This is a genomic window from Streptomyces sp. NPDC001781, from assembly GCF_053596035.1.
Genome location: NZ_JBSFFI010000008.1, coordinates 135100 through 153925 on the forward strand (window position 1 = coordinate 135100; position 18826 = coordinate 153925).

General features: G+C 73.3%; 10 protein-coding genes and 1 pseudogene. 8 read left to right on the plus strand and 3 right to left on the minus strand.

Features of this window, described 5'->3' with window-relative positions; all coding sequences use genetic code 11:
* Positions 1-6: 6 nt before the first annotated feature.
* The gene (locus ACWCV3_RS10305) at positions 7-372 is read right to left on the minus strand and encodes a hypothetical protein (RefSeq protein WP_451221252.1); all 366 of its coding nucleotides are present in this window, start codon (positions 370-372) and stop codon (positions 7-9) included.
* Between the two features lie 881 nt (positions 373-1253).
* Positions 1254-4559 (minus strand): right-handed parallel beta-helix repeat-containing protein, encoded by a 3306-nt coding sequence (locus ACWCV3_RS10310; RefSeq protein ID WP_451221255.1) that lies wholly within the window; start codon positions 4557-4559, stop codon positions 1254-1256.
* A 235-nt stretch (positions 4560-4794) separates the two neighbouring features.
* On the opposite strand from ACWCV3_RS10310, the gene ACWCV3_RS10315 reads away from it, so the two are divergent.
* The 5 genes and pseudogenes from ACWCV3_RS10315 to ACWCV3_RS10335 all read left to right on the plus strand — a co-directional run.
* On the plus strand, positions 4795-5997 hold the full coding sequence (locus tag ACWCV3_RS10315) for a S8 family serine peptidase (protein ID WP_451221258.1): 1203 nt from the start codon (positions 4795-4797) through the stop codon (positions 5995-5997).
* A 169-nt stretch (positions 5998-6166) separates the two neighbouring features.
* Entirely contained in the window at positions 6167-6943 is a 777-nt protein-coding gene (locus ACWCV3_RS10320; RefSeq protein WP_451221261.1) for a type VII secretion system-associated protein, read from the plus strand.
* Positions 6940-10482: a hypothetical protein gene (locus ACWCV3_RS10325; protein ID WP_451221264.1), complete on the plus strand. Its 3543-nt coding sequence runs from the start codon at positions 6940-6942 to the stop codon at positions 10480-10482. The genes ACWCV3_RS10320 and ACWCV3_RS10325 overlap by 4 nt, the downstream gene beginning before the upstream one ends.
* Positions 10483-11169: 687 nt before the next feature.
* Complete coding sequence (locus ACWCV3_RS10330) at positions 11170-11982, plus strand: RICIN domain-containing protein (RefSeq protein WP_451221267.1); 813 nt, start codon at positions 11170-11172, stop codon at positions 11980-11982.
* 353 nt (positions 11983-12335) lie between these two features.
* Positions 12336-12557: pseudogene (locus tag ACWCV3_RS10335) on the plus strand (Tn3 family transposase); the annotation flags it as partial.
* A gap of 132 nt (positions 12558-12689) precedes the next feature.
* Here the strand turns inward: ACWCV3_RS10335 and ACWCV3_RS10340 are convergent.
* Positions 12690-13730: a helix-turn-helix transcriptional regulator gene (locus tag ACWCV3_RS10340; protein WP_451221270.1), complete on the minus strand. Its 1041-nt coding sequence runs from the start codon at positions 13728-13730 to the stop codon at positions 12690-12692.
* A gap of 299 nt (positions 13731-14029) precedes the next feature.
* On the opposite strand from ACWCV3_RS10340, the gene ACWCV3_RS10345 reads away from it, so the two are divergent.
* From ACWCV3_RS10345 to ACWCV3_RS10355, 3 genes are read left to right on the plus strand one after another with little or no spacing between them, the layout of a single operon-like run.
* Positions 14030-15403 carry an ATP-grasp domain-containing protein gene (locus ACWCV3_RS10345; protein ID WP_451221273.1) on the plus strand — a complete coding sequence of 458 codons (1374 nt, stop codon included), beginning with the start codon at positions 14030-14032 and terminating at the stop codon, positions 15401-15403.
* Positions 15400-17412, plus strand: coding sequence for a PEP/pyruvate-binding domain-containing protein (locus tag ACWCV3_RS10350; protein WP_451221276.1), 2013 nt, complete (start codon positions 15400-15402; stop codon positions 17410-17412). Before ACWCV3_RS10345 ends, ACWCV3_RS10350 begins: the two co-directional genes overlap by 4 nt.
* On the plus strand, positions 17409-18785 hold the full coding sequence (locus tag ACWCV3_RS10355) for an MFS transporter (RefSeq protein ID WP_451221279.1): 1377 nt from the start codon (positions 17409-17411) through the stop codon (positions 18783-18785). The genes ACWCV3_RS10350 and ACWCV3_RS10355 overlap by 4 nt, the downstream gene beginning before the upstream one ends.
* The last annotated feature ends 41 nt before the right edge of the window (positions 18786-18826 follow it).

Below are 18826 nucleotides of genomic sequence, written 5' to 3' on the forward strand. Positions count from 1 at the left end.
CCGCACTCAGTGCTTCCCCTGCCCACCAGTGGCCTCGGGGCGCTCGTGGACTCTTCTCCCGTGGGCCTCGATCCGGTCGGTGGCGTCGGAGCGGGTGCTCTCGATGTTCTCCAGATTGGTGAGCGTCGCCGAGACCAGCGCGTCCAGTGCCTCGTACAGTTCCTGGACGATGTCCGCGCAGTACGTGTTGTTCCGCTGGTACTGCGGACGCACCTGGCGAGCGAAGTCGTCCGTCCAGCCGGGCCACGGCGTGTAGGCGCTCTCGTGGTGCCGGAAGTCCTGGACCATTCGCCTCGCCAGAGCGGGCAGGCTCTTCATCTCCTCGATACTGCGCCGCAGACCGCTCGGATCCGCCTCGTACACCGCGCTCACGCCCGGCGCCCCCTCCGGGACACCGGCGCCCCGGGCCGCCCACCATCATGGAGGCCACCCGGACAACCTGCTGCGCGACCGGTGCCCGACCGGCCGTGGGTGGGCAGGCACGGCATCGTGAGATCGACCGTCCGTGTGCACGCACGGACGGTCAGGCGGTGTGGTCCGGCCAGCTGTCTGACGGTCATGGGCCCTCTCCTCCCGGAGCCGTGTGCGCCCGGACAGACATCGCCGACCGAGGTGCAGGTGAAACGGATCGTAAGCAGACAAGCCCCCCTCCGGCGGCTTCCCGGGCGGTGTGCGGGCCGACCCTCGGCCAGGATTCACGGGCGCGCCCCGGGCCGTTGTCCGGCCGTTCATCACTCCCGGCCCATGCTTGAGTCGCACCCCTGTCTGCTCACCCCTGCACGCGGTTCTCCGCAGAGCACGCGCCCGCTGCGCCCCGGCACCCCTCGGGACGGCCGACGACCGGCGTGCTCCGGCCGAGGCCGGCCGGGCGTCATCCCCGCACTGCGGAACCAGCCGCACCACCCAGACCGACGCTCACTCCCACATGTGCCGCGACCGCTCGAACACTCAGCTTCGCCGCCATGTCCTGGGCGATCACCTCAGCTGCGGCGTGCAAGATCCTCTGGCGCGTTCCCTTGCCACGCTCTTCTCCTGCTCCTCGGGCCCCCTCGGCGGGCCGGCTTGCGTCCCGCGATTCGGCATCGCCCGAACACCTGAGCCCGCTCACGCCGCCGCGCACGGTCGGGTCTCCGGCCGCGGCCCTACCCCGTGCTTCGGGGCGAGAGGTGGCGCCCGCACCCGCCGGCCCCGGCGGCGAACCGTGCCGGTGTGGGATCGGACCGCTCCCGCACCGGCAGGCACAGCCCGGCCCGTCAGCGGGGTAGCGCCGCCACCTCCGGGGGCAGGTCCTCCGCAACCAGCAGCCGCAGGTCGTCCAGGCCTGGCGCGGACATCGCGCTGATCCGTCCCGCCTGGCGGGTCATCATCCCCTCCAGGATCTGGCGAGCCGTACGCGCGTTGCCGAAGGAATGGTCGCGCGGCAGGGCGTCCAGATAGCCGCGCAGTGCGGCCATCGCCTCCGGGGAGCAGTCGTAGCCGTAATCGGTGGCCTGCTTGGACAGGATCTCCAGCAGGTCGTCCGTCGAGTAGTTCTCGAACTCCACCGTCCGCGAGAACCGCGAGGCCAGGCCCGGGTTGGAGTCGAGGAAGCGGCGCATCTCCCGGGTGTAGCCGGCGGCGATGACGACGACCTCGTCGCGGTGGTCCTCCATCAGTTTCAGCAGGGTGTCGACGGCCTCCCGGCCGAAGTCCGATGTCGCGCCCTCCGGGGTGAGCGTGTACGCCTCGTCGACGAACAGCACGCCCCCCAGGGCCCGCTCGAACGCCTCCTTGGTGAGCTGGGCCGTGTGGCCCACGTAGCGGCCGACCAGGTCGGCGCGGGCGACCTCGACCAGCTGGCCCTTGGGCAGGACGCCGAGGGAGCGCAGCAGATCCGCGTACAGGCGCGCGATGGTGGTCTTACCCGTACCGGGTGGCCCCGAGAAAATGAGGTGGTTGCTGATCCTCGGGGTGGGCAGCCCGGCGGCCTTGCGCTGTTTCGCCGCCCTGAGCATGTTCACCAGAGCGGACACCTCGTTCTTGACTGCCGTGAGGCCGATCATGGCGTGCAGCTCGGCGAGCAGTTCCTCGGAGCCGGGACCGTTGTCGGCCGGGGTGCTCTCCGTCGCCACGTCCTCGGGCAGCAGGAGAGTGAGGTCGCTCTCCGCCGGGTTCGTCATGGAGGCGAGGCGGGAGGCCTGCCGGTCCACCATCTCCTCGAACACCCGCCGTGCGGCACGGCCGTTGCCGAACGTGGCGTCGCGCGGCATGCGTGCGTAGTGCAGGGCGAGCGCGTCCAGGGTCCGGGGGTCGAGTGCGTAGCGGTGCCCCGCGCACATGTTCTCGGTGATCGTCACCAGTTCGTCGACCGAGTAGTTGGCGAACTCGATGGTGCGGGTGAAGCGGGAGGCCAGGCCGGGGTTGGAGGAGAGGAACGAGTTCATCTCGTCCGTGTAGCCGGCGGCGATGACGGCCACGTCCTCGCGGTGGTCCTCCATCAGCTTCAGCAGCGTGTCGACCGCCTCCCGGCCGAAGTCGGCGCCGGAGCCCTTGCTGTCGGAGAGCAGTGTGTACGCCTCGTCGATGAACAGCACCCCGCCGAGGGCCTTGTTGAACGCCTCGGTCGTCTTGATGGCCGTGCCGCCGATGACCTGCGCGACCAGGTCGGCCCGGGAGACCTCCACCAGGTGCCCGGAGCGCAGGACGCCCAGATCCGCCAGGATCCCTCCGTACAGCCGGGCCACCGTGGTCTTACCGGTGCCGGGCGGACCCGAGAAGACCAGGTGGCGGCTCATCTGGGGGACGGGCATGCCCAGCTGGGCGCGGCGCTGGTTCAGCTGGTTGAGGTTGACGAGGGTCCGGACCTGGCTCTTCACCTCGGTCAGGCCGACCAGCGACTCCAGCTCCTCCAGCGGCCCCTCGGGCTCCTTGGCCGCGTCGCCGGACCCGCCGGTCGCCACGTCCGGCGGGAGGGTGTCGCCCCACGCGTCCGGGGCCACGTTGCCGGTGCTGTTGAGGTTCTCGACCGTGAGCCGTTCGTTCACCCTCGTCTGTCTGAGGCCCGCGCCGCGGTTGTCGCGGACGGCACAGTCCGTGACGGTGACGGGCTCGGCGGTGTCGATCCGTACGCCGTCGCCGACGCTGCCGATGACCTGGGAGGAGGTGAGGGTGGCGCGGGCGCCGTTGGCGAGGAGCACCCCGTGGGCACCGCAGTCGGTGATGTGGACCCGCAGCGCGAAGAGCTCGCCGCCGTCGTCCACCATGACTCCGCCGGCCGTGGGCGACTCGATACGGCAGTCCCGGAGGGTGGCGCGGCCCTCAGGGCCGACGGAGACGGTGGCATCGGCCGCCGCCCGCATGACCGTGTCGCGGATGTCGGGGTTGCCGCCCGAGACGACGCGTACCGCGGAGCCGCCCGCCCGGTCGATCTCGCAGTGCTCCAGCCTGCCGCGCCCGTCCTCGGCGACCTCGACGCCGTGGCCGCCCGGCGAGGTGATCCGCGCGCGGCGCAGCAGTGGATCGGCGCCGGCGTGTATCCGTATGCCGGTGCCGGCCGCGTCCTTGACCAGCAGGTCGTCGAATTCCGCCGCCGACTCCTCCTCCAGCAGCACGGCGCCGCTCGCGTCCGCGCAGTCGCGTACCGCGCAGCCGGTCAGGAAGGGCGCGCTGGAGCTGACCACGCGGATGGCGGGCGCCGCGGAGGTGTCGAACTCGCAGTCCTGGAAGGTGCCCCTGGACCGCTCGGTGACGGTGAGGCCACTGCCCTTGGTGCGTGAGGTACGGCAGTGCAGGAACTCGGGGTCGGCGCTCGCGGCCAGCATGATGCCGGGGCCCTTGGTGTCGCTGACCGTGACGCGCTCCAGCACCGGGCGGCCGGAGCTGGTGATGTAGACACCGACCGACGTGTCGTGCACGGAGGTGCGCACGACCCGGGTGCCGCTGCGGCCCTCCAGGGCGATGGACGGCTTGTCCGTGCCGGAGATGTCGCAGTCCTCGACCAGGCCCTGCGCCTCGTCGGAGGTCAGCACGCCGTTGGCGCGGGCGTCGCGGATCCGGCAGTCCCGTACGGTCGCCCGGGCCTCCGCGCCGATGACGACGCCGGAGGTGCCGAGGTTCTCGATGAGACAGCCCGCGATGATGCTGCCGGTGGGCGCGGAGTCCACGACACCGGCGCCCTTGGGGTTGCTGACCCGGCAGTCGCGCATGGCCACCGAACCCGACTCGCGGGCCAGGACGGCGGTCCAGCCGGAGCCGATGACCGTGCAGCCGTCCATCGCGACCTGGCCGCGCGGCGCGTCGACCACGGGCAGGTCCTCGCTCCCGCCCCGCAGGGTCAGGTCGGTGAGCATGACGGCGTCGGCTACGAGGACGACGGCGGTGCCCCGGCGGGGGCAGATGTCGACACTGCCGGGCTCGCCGTCGGCGACGATGGTGACCCGGGTCCTGACCGTGAGGTTCTCCGGGTAGCGACCGGGTTGGACCCGGATCACCGCACCCGTGCGTGCCATGTCCAGGGCATCACCGATCGTTCGGAAACTGTCCGATTGTCCAGATCCGACTCTGAGCAACTGCCGTGACACGCTCGCTCCTTCTCCTTGTGGTGCCGCCGTCGCGCGCCTCTCCCACCGAGGGGACCGACAGGGGACTGTTCCGCGTCCGGGGTACGTACGGCTGTGCGCACGCGACGAAGGCTACGGGACCGGTGCGGCGATGTTCCAGGAGGGACCGATGAGTTGGGCCGGTAGCGCGCGAACGTCCCGTTACGTCGGCCGAGGTCACGGCCCGCTCGGCACACCGTCGGAGACGACGCCTATCATGCGCGCCATGCCCCCTGCCCTAGTTGCTCACCACAGCCGCCGCCCCTGGGCCCCGGCTGTGACCATTCCCCTGCTGGTGACCGCGATCGCGACTTCGCTGGGCGTCGTCGGGGCCGCGCCCGCCGCCGCCGACCCCGTGGGGCTGCCGGTCGTGCGCTCCGTCCTGGCGGAGGGCGAAACCTGCGCCTCGGTGTCCAGCGAGAAGGCCACGGCCGAGCCCTGGGCGCTGGGCGCTCTGGGCGCGGCCCGCGCCCGGCCGCTCTCCCAGGGGGAGGGGACGACGGTCGCGGTCGTGGACACGGGGGTGGCCGAGGCGGCGCCCGCGCTGTCGGGGCGGGTGACTGCGATCGGACCGGCCGGCGAGGACTGCGTCGGGCACGGCACGTTCGCGGCCGGCCTGATCGCGGCGACGCCCGGCGACGACGGGGGTCCCTCGGGGCTGGCGCCGCGGGCCCGGATCCTGGCCGTACGGGGCACGGGTGAGCGCGGCGGGAGCACGGTGGGCCAGGTCGCCGACGCGATCCGCCTGGCGGCGGACGAGGGCGCCGGCGTCATCTACGTCGCCGCGGCCCTGGACAGCGGCAAGGCGCAGCTGACGGAGGCGGTCGCGTACGCGAGGGCCAAGGACGCGCTGGTGGTGGCTCCGCTGGCGCCGGACGCGCTGGAGCGGAACGCGGAGCCGGCGCCCTGGTACTGGCCGGCGGCGGCGCCGGGCGTGCTGGCCGTGACGGACTACGGCCCCGACGGCGGCCGGCCGTCCGACGCCCCTCTGGTGAGCGGCGCGGACCTGGCAGCGCCCGGTGACGCGGTGGTGAGCATCGGCCCGAAGGGGCCGGGCCACTTCATCGGCTCGGGCGCCTCGTTCGCCGCCGCGCACGTCGCGGGGGCGGCGGCACTGGTGCGGGCGCGCTATCCGGAGCTGAAGGCCGCGGAGGTCTCGCGCCGCCTGACCGAGGCGGCGTATCCGGCGGCGCCGCCGCGGCTCGACCCGTACGGCGCGCTGACGGCCGTCCTGACGGACGCCAGGGGCACGGCGCCCCGGCCGGAACGGGCGGTGGTCCCGGCCCCGCCCGCGACACAGCCGCGCACCCGGGCTCTGGTGGTGGCGGGCGTGGGCGCAGGGCTGGTGCTCCTGGTGGCGGCGGGCGCCGTGGTCATCCCGCGCGGCCGGGCTCGGAACTGGCGCCCGGCGGGCAGCTGACGGGCCGCGGGGGTGCCGCCCGTACGACGGCCTCCGGGGCTCCGGGACCGGGCGGCGGTCGGCGGCGTGGGGGCGGCCGACGGCCCGGTGCGGGCGCCCCCGCCCCCCCCCCGGGCCGCCCCCCCCCCCCCCCCCCACGACCGGGACGCTGCCCGAACCGCCTCCCGAAGTGGTCGAGGCGGCCCGCGGCCTGCCGGGCCGCTTGCTGAGCGTTCCCGACGCGGCCTGGAAGGGGGAGGGCACACCACCGGACTGGGCGGTCCCCGGCCGGTGGCGTACGGACGCCACCGGCACGATCGTGGCCTGGGAGGACAACGAGCGGTACCGCCCCTCCCCGGAGGCGCTCGGCTGGCCCAGGGCCACCGATCCCGTCGAATCCGCGATCCAGCGCGCCGTCACCGGCTACGGTCCTGCCGAAGAGGTCCTCCGTACGCTGGCTGCCGCTCAGGTCGCGGTGCTCGTCGGACCCGACGGCGAGCCGGCCGTCCTGCGGTCGGCCCAGGGCGAACCCGTCGTTCCCGTCTTCACCAGCCCCGCCTACCACCGTGCCGTCGGGACGTTAGCCGCGCGGCTGGTCCCGGTGGCGGACGTGGTGGAAAAACTGCCCGAGGGGCACTCCCTCTACGTGAACCCGACCGGACCGGCCGGGATGGTCATGGAGACCGAGGCGCTGGCCGAGGAGATCGCGGCCCAAGAGCGCGGCGAGAACCGTACGGTCAGCGCGGACGCGCCGGGTGCGGCGGGGACCCCGCGCATCCACGTGGTGCGGGTGGGAGACCCGGCGGCCCGGGCGGCGGACGAGGAGGCGGCCACCGCCGCTTCTGCCGCGGCCCCGGGTGCGGACACCCACGCGGCGGAAAACGGCTCCGGCCGCGTCGACGTGTCCGAGGTGCCCGACGCCCCTGAGGCGGCGGAGCCCGCGGCCGGAAAGGGGCCCCGGGAGTGATAAGCCGACGCAGCCCCTTCGCGCGGCGCCGCGGCGACCGGTCCTCCCCGGCCGGGCGCCGGACTGCCGACGTCCGGCCCGCCGACGACGGGCCGGACGCCACGGCGGCGGAAGGCCTTCTGGTCGAGGACCACGACGGCCTCCTGCTGCTCCGGACGCCGTCGGACGACACGCTCACCCCCGCCGATGTCGCCGACCTGGCACGCGCCACGCGCACGGACGACGGGACCGTGACCGTCATCGCGGGCGCCGAAGGCATGGACTCCGCCGCCTTCTGGCCGAGACTGAGCGAGGTGCTGGACTCGCTGAGCGAGTCCGGCGCCGACACCGTACGGCTCGTGATGGCCGGTGCCGGGCGGGACGCCAAGGACCGGCCCGGCACCGCGCGCCGGATCGCCGACGCCTGGGGGGTTGAGGTCAAGGCCCCGGACGGAGCGCCGCTCGTCGTACCAGGCGGCTCGCTCTTCGTCCCTCCCGCCCCCTCCGCAGCCGGGAGACCGGCGGAGGGCGGCTGGTGGCGGTTCGCCCCGGGCGCGGAGCCCGAACCACTGGGCCCGCGCAGCCCGGAGCCCTCCTGGCAGCCCGCGCTGCGCGACGTGCCGTCGGGCACGGCGGGCGGCAGCGTGGTGGAGCACATCCCCGCCGGCCTGCTGGTACGCCCCGCCGGGGCCCTGGCGACCCAGCCCGGCGACCTGTACCACGCGGTTCCGGTCGATCCCCGGCGCCCGGCCGTGGTGGTCGGTGTGGCCTACGGCGAGGACGTGTCGGCCGAGGAGGTCGCCGAGGTACTGGCGGCCCTGCCGGAGGAGGCCAGATCCGGCGTGCGGCTCGCGCCCGGCGGGCGGCGTGACGTGCTGCGGCTGGCGCAGTCGGTGTGCGACCGGCTGGAGACGGACGTGGAGGTGATGACCGGGCTGCCGCTCGTCGCGGCGGCAGGTCCGCTGGGTTCGTACTCCGTACGGTCGGTCCTGGCCGCGCCGGACGGTACGCCGACGTGGCTGCCGTTCGTGGACGCCGTGGTGTGCCGGCCGCCGGACGGCGAAGGCCGGGCCCGGCCGCCCCTGTTGCTGCGCTGGAGCCCCCCGTTGCAGGGGCCCGCGCGCCCTGAGGCGGGCGTGACCGGCCTGACGGACCATTGGCAGGTCACTGTCACCAGGGCGGGCCTCTGGGTCGGCCGGCGTGGCGGACCCGCCATGTCCCCCACGGCACGTCAGGTGGACGCGAGCGGCCCCGTGATCGAGCTGGGCATGCCGGGCGAGCCCCTGGACGCATCACTGTCGCCTGCGCTGTTGCGCCTGCTGGGCGCACTGACACCGGCCCTGCGCGAGCGCGCGACGCTCCATGTGCACGGCGTGCCCCACGACGGCGGGCGCAGCTTGCGCCAGCTGGCGGCACAGCACCGGCTGCGCACCCTGCGCTACGCCGCTCCCGCCCCGGCCCGGGCCCGGTCGAGGCTCACGGCCCAGGCCCAGGCCCAGGCCCAGGCGCTGCCCGCCCGGACGGCGGCACCGCCCCCGCCGGTGCCGATGCGGCCCGCTGCGACGGGGACCGGCCCGGCCGGTGCTGCCGCGTCGGCGGGCCGACCGGAGCCGGGCCAGGGCACCCGGACACAGTCCGCGCAACCGAGTCTGCCGAGCCGGCCTGCGCAGGCGGGACCGCTGCGATCGGACCGGACCGGGCAGCCCGCGCAGTCGGGGCGACCGAGCTTGCCGTCGCGGCCGTTGCCGGCCTCGCAGCAGGGGCACACTGCCGGAATCGGACCTGGCCTGCCGGCGGAAGGCGCTGGACGGGCCGCACGGGCCGAACGCGCTCGCCAGCTCCGGGAAGCGATCGCGGGCGCGACCGAGCCGCCGGGCGCCGGGGCGCCCGGCCCTGGCCCCGGCGCGGTCACGGCTGGGGGATCCGGCGGCCCTCGGGCGCTCTGGGACCCCACCGCGGAGCCGGGCCGATCCGGTGACGCGCCGGGCCGGGCCGGCGCAACCGGGCGGAGGGGTGCGCCCGTCGAGGCCGCCGGTCCCGCCGCGGTGGACGGGCCTGTGCGGGCGGGCGGCAGAGGCCCGTCCGCCGGCATGGGAACGGACGAGGCCGTCGGGACGGACGACGGCCTGGCGGTGACCGGTGGTCCGGCGCAGCCTGACGGTCCGGTGCGGAACGACAGGCCCGACGCGCCCGGCGACTCCCCGGCCAGTGGCCTCGGTGGTGGTGACAGCCCGGCTGTGGGCAGCCCTGCGGAAGACACTCGAGCCGGCCACAGCCCTGCGGAAGGAACATCGGCGGAGGGCACCCCGTCGGGAAGGACCCCGTCGGAGGACACCCCCGTGCCGGAGGACGGCGCGAGCCCGGCCGTCGAGGGAGCACGGGCAGCCGAGGAGGAACCGCCCGCGGAACTTGCAGGGGACTCGCTCCGGGATGAACTGGAGGCCTCTGACCGGCCCGATGTCGTACTCCCGCCCACACCGATGCGTGCGCAATCCGGGACACCGGCTGACCCGGAACCCGCCACGCCCCCCGCCTCGCCGGGGGCCACGGTCTCCCGAGACGTGACGCCCGCGAAGCCGGACGCCCCAGCAGAACAGGGCGGAACACGAACGACGAAGGGCGCTGACCGCGAACCGGACGAATCCCGCCGAGCGGGGGATTCCGGTGCCGCAACAGCTCCTGTTCGCCCGCAGGTGACGGACATACCCGGCACGCCGGGCGCCGCGGAGGAAGCGGAAGCCGAGGCCGACGCTGCCGGGATCGATGAGGTGTACCTCCCGCCGACCCCGCTTTCGCCCGTGCCGTTCGACCCCGGCCACCGCAGCTCCGAAGCGGAACGCACCGCCTTCCGTACGCTCGCGGAGGGGATGTGGGACCGGCACGGTGCGGCCGTCGCCCGATCCCTGGCCCGGATGCCCGCGCTGCGCGGCAAGGAGCAGGAGGCGGCGCGCGCCGATCTGATCGCGCTGCGGATGTACCTGCATGTTTCCGAAGGCCCCCTCAGTCACGGGGCGTTGACTCGGGCCCTGCGCGAGTATGAACCGGACATGCTGCCTTACGGTGCCTGTGTGGCCTCGGCTCTGAACCGGCTCCCGTCCTACCGAGGTGCGGTCCTGCGCGGCACGGGCAGTGATCCGTCCGCCGAGGGCCAAGGCGCCTCCGCTCTTCCCCGCCCCGGGACACTGCTGCGCGACGCGGCCCTCCTGAGTACCACCCCGTTCGACCCCGGCACGCCGGCCATGCCGGGCGGTGGTTACGTCATCTGGTCGGTGGCGGGCCGTCGTGTACGGCAGTTGGCCGACCACGGTCGGGGGCCGGATGAGGTGGTCTTCGCCCCGGGGACCCTTTTCCGGGTACTGGACGTCCGTCGCGACGGCCAGGCCGTACAGCTCTATCTGCGTGAACTGACCGGTCCTGCCGCGGCGGCCAGGCCCGATCCCGATGTGGATCGATCCGTACTCGCCCGGCTCGACGATGTCGTGCGCGGGCGCTCGGCGACACCTGCGGCCACCGGCCATTGGCCGGAGCGCTGCGCGGGTCCCGTGGGTGCCGGGCCGTGACACAACACCGAACCCAGACATGAGTAAGGAAATTGCATGGCGCGTGAGCATGATCCTTCCCACCGTGTACCGCCCCCGTCGGGTACATCCGCCGGCGCGGGAGACCCCGGGAGAGCCGGGAGCGCACCGGTGTCGGTCCGCCGGGCGGTGACGATGCGCGGGGCGACCGGCGACCCCGGTGGCGCTCTCGCTCCGGGCGGTGGACCGCGTGGCCGCACGAGCACGCCGTCCACCGCGGCCGGACCGGACGCGACAGCCCGCGCGGAAAGCCGGGCGGGCAACGACCCGGCGAACCAGGACCCCGGCACCAGCGAGCCGGGGAACGATGGAGCCCGGAAGCGGGCGACGGAGCGGCCGGGTGCCGCCGCGGCCACCGCTACCGCTACAGCGATAGGCATCGGTGCTCCGGAGCCGTCAGCCGGGGACATGCCTGAACCAGGTGTGTCCACGCCCGACTCCGGCGCCACCCGGTCTTCTTCGGCCTCCTCGACGGGTACGGCTGCTTCGGCGGCCTCCGCGTCGACACCGTCCGCCGATTCCTCCGTCCCGGCCGCGGGGCCGGCGACCGTCAGCACCGCGGGCACGTCCCCGGACGCCGCGACGGCCGTGTCAGTGGCCGGCAGCGGTGGCGCGGGGGCGAGTGGCCACCCGGGCGACGAACCACCCGGCAGCCGTCCCAAGAAGCCGATGCTTGCGGCGGCGGCGATCGTCGGCGCGGTACTGATCGCGGTCCCGTTCCTCGTGGCCGGGCAGGACGAACGCAAGCCCGAGCGGTCCCGGACGGAGAACGCCGCCGGGACGATCCTGGTCACCGAACGCTCCGCTGCTCCGGAGACCTACACGAGCAAGTCACCGACGCCCTCCGTCAAGCCGAGCAAGAAGAAGGAGAAGAAGCAGAGGAAGGAGAAAAACCAGCCGCCGCCCGTTCCCGTGGTCCGCAAGGAGACGCCCGCACCGTCACCGAGCGCCTCCTCGACCAAGAAGAAGGCCGCGGCCGTGGAGCTGACCCCGGCCGAAAAGCTCCGCCGGTGGGCCAACAGCCGCTCCGGAGTGCAGAACACCGTCATCAAGAACGCGGCGACCGGCCAGTGCGTGGACATTGCGGGCTACGGTCCGGGTAAGATCAATGATCCCGTCAACCAGTTCCCGTGCAACAACACGGCTGCCGACAACCAGCTGTGGAGTCTGGACATCGTCAGCAGGAACGGCGGGCCCCAGAACGCCCCGCTCTTCCTGATCCGCAACAGCAAGGACGGATTCTGCCTGGACCTGGGCTACTACAAGGCGAGGTCGGCGGGTACGAAGGTCGGCGAATTCCACTGCACCGCGACCGCTGACAACCAGCTCTGGTGGCTCGACCCCCGCGGGGACGGGACGAACTGGATCCGCAACGCCGTCAGCAACGACCTGTGCCTGCGCCCGACCGGTGGTGCGGCCGCGCGCAACGACGCCCCGCTGGAAATCGCCGACTGCGGTTCCGGTGACCACTGGATCGTCTGAGTATCGCTCGGACGGACGACACGTCCCCGTTCCCTCGGTGCACTCGACCGCACCGAGGGAACGGGGACGTTCCCCTTCCCGGCACCCGCCCGCCCTCCTCGAGAGACGAGCAGCCACGCCCACGTCGTCCAGCGGTGACGGACGTTCGAGAGGAAGGCGCGGAGTCGAGGACAGCGCGCGACAGACCGACGAGGTTCTGACCGTCCGGAGGCTCGAGCACCTTCTGATGCAGCTCGACGTCGCCGTACTGAAGGGATGGACCGCCGCCAAGAACACCCCTCGTGCACGTCGACCAGGAGTACCCGCGGACCGGCGCCATCGCCGTCCACGCCGGGATCCCGATCGAAGCACGCCCGGCTCCGCCGGAGGCGGCGTTCGCCGAGTACGGGCGGATCGCGAAGACCGAGTACCTGCTGCGCGTGGTGGACCCGGTGGACGACACCTGCCGGTGGCAGACGGACCGGCAGCTCACGGTGCAGGAGTCCCGCCACAAGCCGGCGAGGGACGTGTGTCATGGCAGGCTCGGGACCGTACACCAGGGGTACCGCGACGGGATGGAGGACCAGCGTGGCGCGGGGCCCCACCGGGGGCGGCCGGGCGTCACCGCACGCGGCGCACGCCGGCCGCCCCGTAGCGTCCACGCCCACGGCGGGCCTCCTCCCGCCGGAAGCCGGGGCCCGGACACGGCGTGTTACGGCCGGTGCCGGTCACGGCGGGCCGGGGACGCGCGCCCCTGCGGGGGCCTGGGGCGGCCACATCTGGGGGGAGAGGAGGCCCAGGACGTAGGCACGGGCGACGAGCGCGGGGCGGGTCGGTGCTTCGAGGAGCTGGCGCAGCCGGCTCAGGTGGTAGTCCAGGGTCTGACGCGAGAGGCGCAGCTCTGCGGCGATACCGGTGTTGGTGCGCCCGGCGGCGAGCAGGGTGACGATACGGAGCTGGGCGGGCGTCAGAGTGGGCTGGGTCCGCTGACGCCGGCTCAGACGGGTGGCGACGGCCCACACGCCGGTGACGCCCGGCGCCGGTGTGCTGACGGTGGTCAGATGGATACGGGCCCGGCGCTGCCCGCCCTCCCCGTCGACCAGCACCGCCAGCGCGCGGGCGCTCTTGCGCCGTCCGCTGATCAGGTCCTTCCACGCCCGGAACAGATCGGCGTGTTCGCGTGTGTCGGCGAGAAGCGAGTCGGCGCGCATGCCGGCCAGATCGGAGAGCCGGACACCGAGGACCTCCGCCGCCGCTACGCCGGCCTCGCTCACCCGTCCGTCCCGTGTCAGTCTGACGCAGGCCAGTCCGCTGTGGTCGCGCAGCGCGCGTAAGTCCGCCTCGGCGTGGTGCCGTTGGTCCGTCGCCCGGACGTAGTCGGTCACGTCCACGTAGATGCCGGCGACGCAGCGTCCGGTGCTCCAGGTGGCAGGGAAGCGGTAGCCCGCCGCGTGGGCGAGAGACCCGTCGGGGCGCCGGTAGGTGAGGGTGTGCCGCACGGACCTGCCGTCGGCCAGCACCTCCTGGTCCATGGCGAGGAAGCGGTCCACGTCGGCCGGTTCGTCCAGGTCGGACAGATGGCGGCCTATCACCGCGTCACGGGTCGTCCCGTACAGATGGGCGTACGCGTGGTTGGCCCATACATAGCGGCCCGTGCCGTCGCGCATGAACGCGGCGGCCGGGGCGAGTTCGGCCAGGGCGCCGAACGGGTTGTGATCGGGCGGACCCCCCGGGTGAACCGGCCACGTCCTGGACTCCGTCTCGCTCACGGCCCAACTCCTTCAACGCTGCACTTTGTGACCTGCGGTGATGCCTCGTGTGTAAGCCGTAGCACCCGGAGGTGACGGGGACGGCGGCCGTCCTCACTGCCTGCACCGCTTGTCCGCTAGCGCATCACCGAACCTTCACGATGCGCAAACCGCCTTTCCGAATAGGGCGTTTGCCTGAGCGGCGAACCCGCGGCCCCGGGTAACCGGCGGGTCCGGAGTGGTTCGCTTGAAAGGAGGCGGACGGCAGGCATGAGTGCTGTGGGCGTCGACTGCCGCGACTTCGAAGGAGACGGAACCGCATGAGCCAGGTGCTGTACGTGCACGCCAAGGGCGGCCCCCCGGTGGGCCATGCGCTGGAACGGGTGGCGGCGAGGTCCACGGTGAACCTCCTGCTGCTGAGCGGGCTGCCGGAGGGGACGGAGGAGGACGCGGCGCGGCTGTGCGCCTCCGTGACCGTGCCGTCCGGGGCGGAGGAGCGGGATCTGGTCGAGCTGATCACCGCCCGGGCCCGCGAAGTGGGGGCGGACGCGATCCTCACCTTCTCCGAGTACGCGGTGGTCGCGGTGGCCGAGGCGTGCCGACGGCTCGGTCTGCGGGGTGCCGGGGACGCCGTCGGTCTCGCCCGCGACAAGCGGCTGATGCGCGCGGCCTGGGATCGGCACGGCGTGCCGCAGCCCAGGTTCCGCGCCGTCACGAGCCTCGCCGAACTCGAGGCCGCGACTCATGATTTGTCATGTCCCTTGCTACTCAAGTCGGCCTGGAGCGCGGGATCGACCGCACACCAGATCATCGACAGCCCCGAGCGGGCGCGTCAGGCCTGGAGCCGGTCGGGACAGGTGATGGCGGAGTCCGCGCTGCTCGGGTTCGCCGAACTGCATGTGCGAGGGGCCTCCGAGGACTTCATCGTCGAGGAGATCGTCACCGGACGGGCCGAGGAGTGGTTCGACGGCCCCGGCTGGGGTGACTACGTGAGCGTCGAAGGCGCCGTCGTCGACGGCGAGTTCAGGCCGGTGTGCCTCACCGGGCGAATGCCGACGGTGCCACCGTTCACCGAACGCGCCGGCATCACGCCGGCCGCCGTCGACAGCGCGGCGCAGGAGCGGATCGTGCGGCTCGCGCGGCAGGCCGTGGACGCGCTGGGGCTGGAGAACTGCGGCACCCACACGGAGATCAAACTCGGCTCGGACGGCCGGATGTGGGTCATCGAGACCGCGGCCCGGTTCGGTGGCGCGATGACCGTGCCGCAGATCGAAGAGGTCTTCGGCCTCGATCTCATCGGGATGTTCACCGACCAGATGCTCGGCCGTCCACCCGCCTGGCCCACCCGTGCGCTGACCCCCGCGGACGCCGGGCGCGCGGCGGGGTCGCTGGTGGTGCTCGCGGTCAACGGTGACGGCACCCCGTGGGCGCGGCGGGGGCTGTGGGACTCCTCGACGGTGGTCCGCGAGGCCCCGATCGCCGCCGGTAGCACGCTGTCCGTCGTCCGGGAGAGCTCCCTGCCGGACGGCTCGCCGGTCCCGGTCTACGATCCCGCGGGCGGCGCCAACACCATGGCCGGACTGTGCCTGCTGTCGGCCGACCGGCCGCAGACCGTCGTACGCGACTTCACCGCCCTGGTGGACGCGCTGCCGGCCATCCTGTCGGCGGACGCCGCGGAGGAGGTCCGCGCATGACGCTCGCACAGGACACGGCGCCCGTCCCCGAGGCGGCGGCCGACGGCACCGTCGTCGGGGCCAACCTGTCGCTGCCGCTCTTCCGCACGCTGTCCGGCGTGCTCGCCGGACACCCGTACCTGAAGGTGGTGGTGGACCGGGTCGAGGACACCTGGCATGTGCTGGACACCCGGGTGCACCCCTTCCACGTCGACTACATCGCCGCGCACGTAATCGGCATGACACCGCAGCAGCTCGACGCGGAGCTGGACGCCTTCAACGCCTCGGTGTACATGGCGCCCGACCGCCGCTTCCTGCTGGGAGTCCTCTCCCTGCACAGCGACGAGGACGCCGACGGCACCGAACGCCCCTTCCTCGTGCTGGAGACGACAGAGGCGGACACCATGCACGGCGCCCTGCTCCAGGACTTCTACGACTACGTGCGGCACCGCGTGGACGGACGCCTCCCGCTGCTCCTCAAGCCCGCGAACCACGGCCAGGAACACGAGCTCGCCGAGGTCAGCGACGCCCGCCTCCCGCGCATCCTGAGCCAGGAACTCTTCGGCAACCGCACCCGGACCTGCCTCAACCCGGGGGCGGCGCGGGGACGTCTGCGGTACTTCCGCAGCCAGCGGGAGTACCGGGCGGGCGCCGCGGACCTCGGCTGGTCGGACATCGTCGCCATGGCGGGCCTGCCCGACGACGTGCCCCGGGTGGCGGGCTTCATCAACACGGCCGCCACGACACCGCTTTCGCACACCAACGTGCTGGCCTCCGGCTGGGGCATCCCGAACGCGATCATGCGCGACCTGGACGCTCTCGTGGAGCGGCAGGACCTGGACGGCACGTGGGTGGACTACCGCGTGCGGGAAGACATCATCACCCTGGAACGGCTGGACCGCGCTCCGGAGCTGGAGCGGCCGGTCTGGGACGCCCAGCGCATCCACATCGAGCCCCCGCTCATCGGGGACGCGCCGATCATGGAACTGCACCGGCTGCGCGCCGACGACCGCGACAGCTACGGCACCAAGGCCGCCAACCTCGGCGAGCTGCACCACGTCCTGGACAGCCGGTCCGCGGACCTGACCGCCTTCTACGCCCGCCCGCGCCCGCCACGGCCGGACCTGCTCGCCCATCTGGGGGCACGGCTCGGCGAGCCGGGAGCGCCCCTGGAACAGCTCCGTTCCGCGGCCCTCGAACGCGTGGCCGGGACGGTCCGGGCCCCGCGGGGTGTCGCGCTGCCGTTCCATCTGCACCATCTCTATCTGACCTCGTCGCCCGCTCTCCAGCAGGGCATCGGCAAACTGAAGATGGCGCTCGAACTCGACGCCACCGACATGATCGACTCGCTCGCACTGGACCTCCAGCACCTGATGCGGAGCACCCCGGTGCCCGACGAGGTGGTGCGAGCCATCACCGGGTCGGTCCCGCGACTGCTGGCCGACGGCCGCCGTCTCGTGGTGCGCTCCTCCTCCAACGCCGAGGACCTGCCGGGGTTCTCGGCAGCGGGCATCTACGACTCGGTGACGACCGTGCGCGGCGAACAGCAGCTGATGTCCGCCGTCGTCCACGTCTGGGCCTCACTGCTCTCGCCGCGCAGCGTGCGGATGCGTCACCAGGTCGGCATCCCGCTCGACGACACCTACATGGGGGTGATCATCCAGGAGTACGCGCCGGCCGAGCTCGGCGGCGTCCTGGTCACCTGCAACCCCACCCGCCGTGAGGACTTCCGCAACGTGTACCTCAACTGCACCGCCGGTTCGCCCGAGCGGGTGGTGGACGGCACGATGCTGCCGCACCAGTACCTGTACAACACGGTCGAAGGCGGCGGACGTACGGTCGCCGTCGGATCCTCGGGCACCGACCTGACGGCGGAGACACGGGCGGTGCTGGCCCGACTCGCTCTGACAGGGCGGCTGTTGCAGTCCCACTTCAGCCAGGGCGACCCGGACGACCCCCTGGACATCGAGTGGCTCATGACCGACGAGGGGGCGTTCCAGCTGGTCCAGGTCCGCCCGTACGCCCGATGAGGCGCCGGACGTCCACCCCGTGGCGCCGAGCGCCCCAGGAGGACCTGACCCCGGCGGCCCGGCGGATCATCCGCCTCAACAACGGGTTCCAGCTGCTGTTCAACCTCCTGTGGTGGATGCCCGTCTTCTACGCGTACCAGCGGGACGCGGGCCTGTCCGACGGCCAGATCTTCGGCATCCAGAGCATCTACTACATCGCCTTCTGCCTCTTCGAGATCCCCACCGGACTCGTCGCGGACCGCATCGGCGCCCGCAACTGCCTGTGGGCGGGCGCCGCGGTCATGACCGCGGCGAACCTGATGCCGGTCTTCTCGCCCTCCTACACCGGCTTCCTCCTCCACTTCCTGGCCATCGCCGCCGGCCGCTCCCTGGCCTCGGGGGCCGCCAGCGCCTGCCTGTACGACGGGCTGCGAGCGGAAGGGGCGGGCTCCCACTACCTCCGTGCGGAGGGCACCGCGCGTGCTCTGGGGCTGGCCGCCAAGGTGGTCTGCTGGCCGTTCGTCGGACTGCTGATGGCGCTGGCGACTCCGTCCCCGTACGTGCTGAGCGCGGTGAGCGCGGCGGGCTCGCTGGGGTGCGCCCTCGCGCTGCCACGAACCGCCCGGCGCGACACGGGGAAGACGACGGATGGTTCCGGGCAGCGCGGCCCGGCGCTGCTGCGCGACACCGGGGCCGCGCTGCGGACGCTCAGGTCGTCGCCCTGGCTGGCCCTGCTCATGGCCCAGGGCGTCGGTGTCTTCACACTGTCGCGGATCTGCCAGGTCAATCTCTTCCAGCCGGTGCTGCTGCACCACGGCATCGCCGAGAGCGGCCACGGCACGGTACTCGCGGCGATGACGGTCGCCGAGGCGATCGCCTCAGCGCGCCCCCAGTGGCTGGCATCCCGGCTCTCTCCCACGGCCTGGGTCTCGCTGCTGAGCGTGGCGCTCGCGGCCGCTCTGGCGGGCACCGTCGTCGGCGGTCCGTGGGCCGTGGCCGGGCTGCTGTGCGTGTTCGCCGCGATCACCGGCTTCTGCTACCCGGTTCAGCGCAAGCTCATCAACGACGCGATCCCCGAACACGCCCCGCGTGCCACCCTGCTGTCGGTGGAGAGCATCGTGGACCGCGGAGTGTGTGCCCTGGCCGCGGTGGCCGCGGGCGCCTATCTGGCGGCGGACCGGCTCGACACGCTGCTGTGGCAGTCCGCCGCCGTCACGTGCGTGGTGGTCCTGGTCCTGCACATGGCGCTGCGCCGCGCGCACCGGACACGGCGGGCGCAGCGCGCGGCGGGCGGGGCCGACGGCATCGAGCCGGAACCCCGAAGGACGGGGTGGCTCCCGGTTCGCGGACCGGTCGCCCTGCCGGCCGACGAGGGCACGGCCCCCGGGCCCTGAGCCGGAGTTCGAAACCGCCTGGGAGCGCGACAGGAGGCTGT

What these genes read in the sequence shown, in the direction of transcription:
- ACWCV3_RS10345 (WP_451221273.1), top strand. Translation starts at nt 14,030, where the DNA reads ATGAGCCAGGTGCTGTACGTGCACGCCAAGGGCGGCCCCCCGGTGGGC.
- ACWCV3_RS10330 (WP_451221267.1), top strand. Translation starts at nt 11,170, where the DNA reads ATGCTTGCGGCGGCGGCGATCGTCGGCGCGGTACTGATCGCGGTCCCG.
- ACWCV3_RS10350 (WP_451221276.1), top strand. Translation starts at nt 15,400, where the DNA reads ATGACGCTCGCACAGGACACGGCGCCCGTCCCCGAGGCGGCGGCCGAC.
- ACWCV3_RS10355 (WP_451221279.1), top strand. Translation starts at nt 17,409, where the DNA reads ATGAGGCGCCGGACGTCCACCCCGTGGCGCCGAGCGCCCCAGGAGGAC.
- ACWCV3_RS10315 (WP_451221258.1), top strand. Translation starts at nt 4,795, where the DNA reads ATGCGCGCCATGCCCCCTGCCCTAGTTGCTCACCACAGCCGCCGCCCC.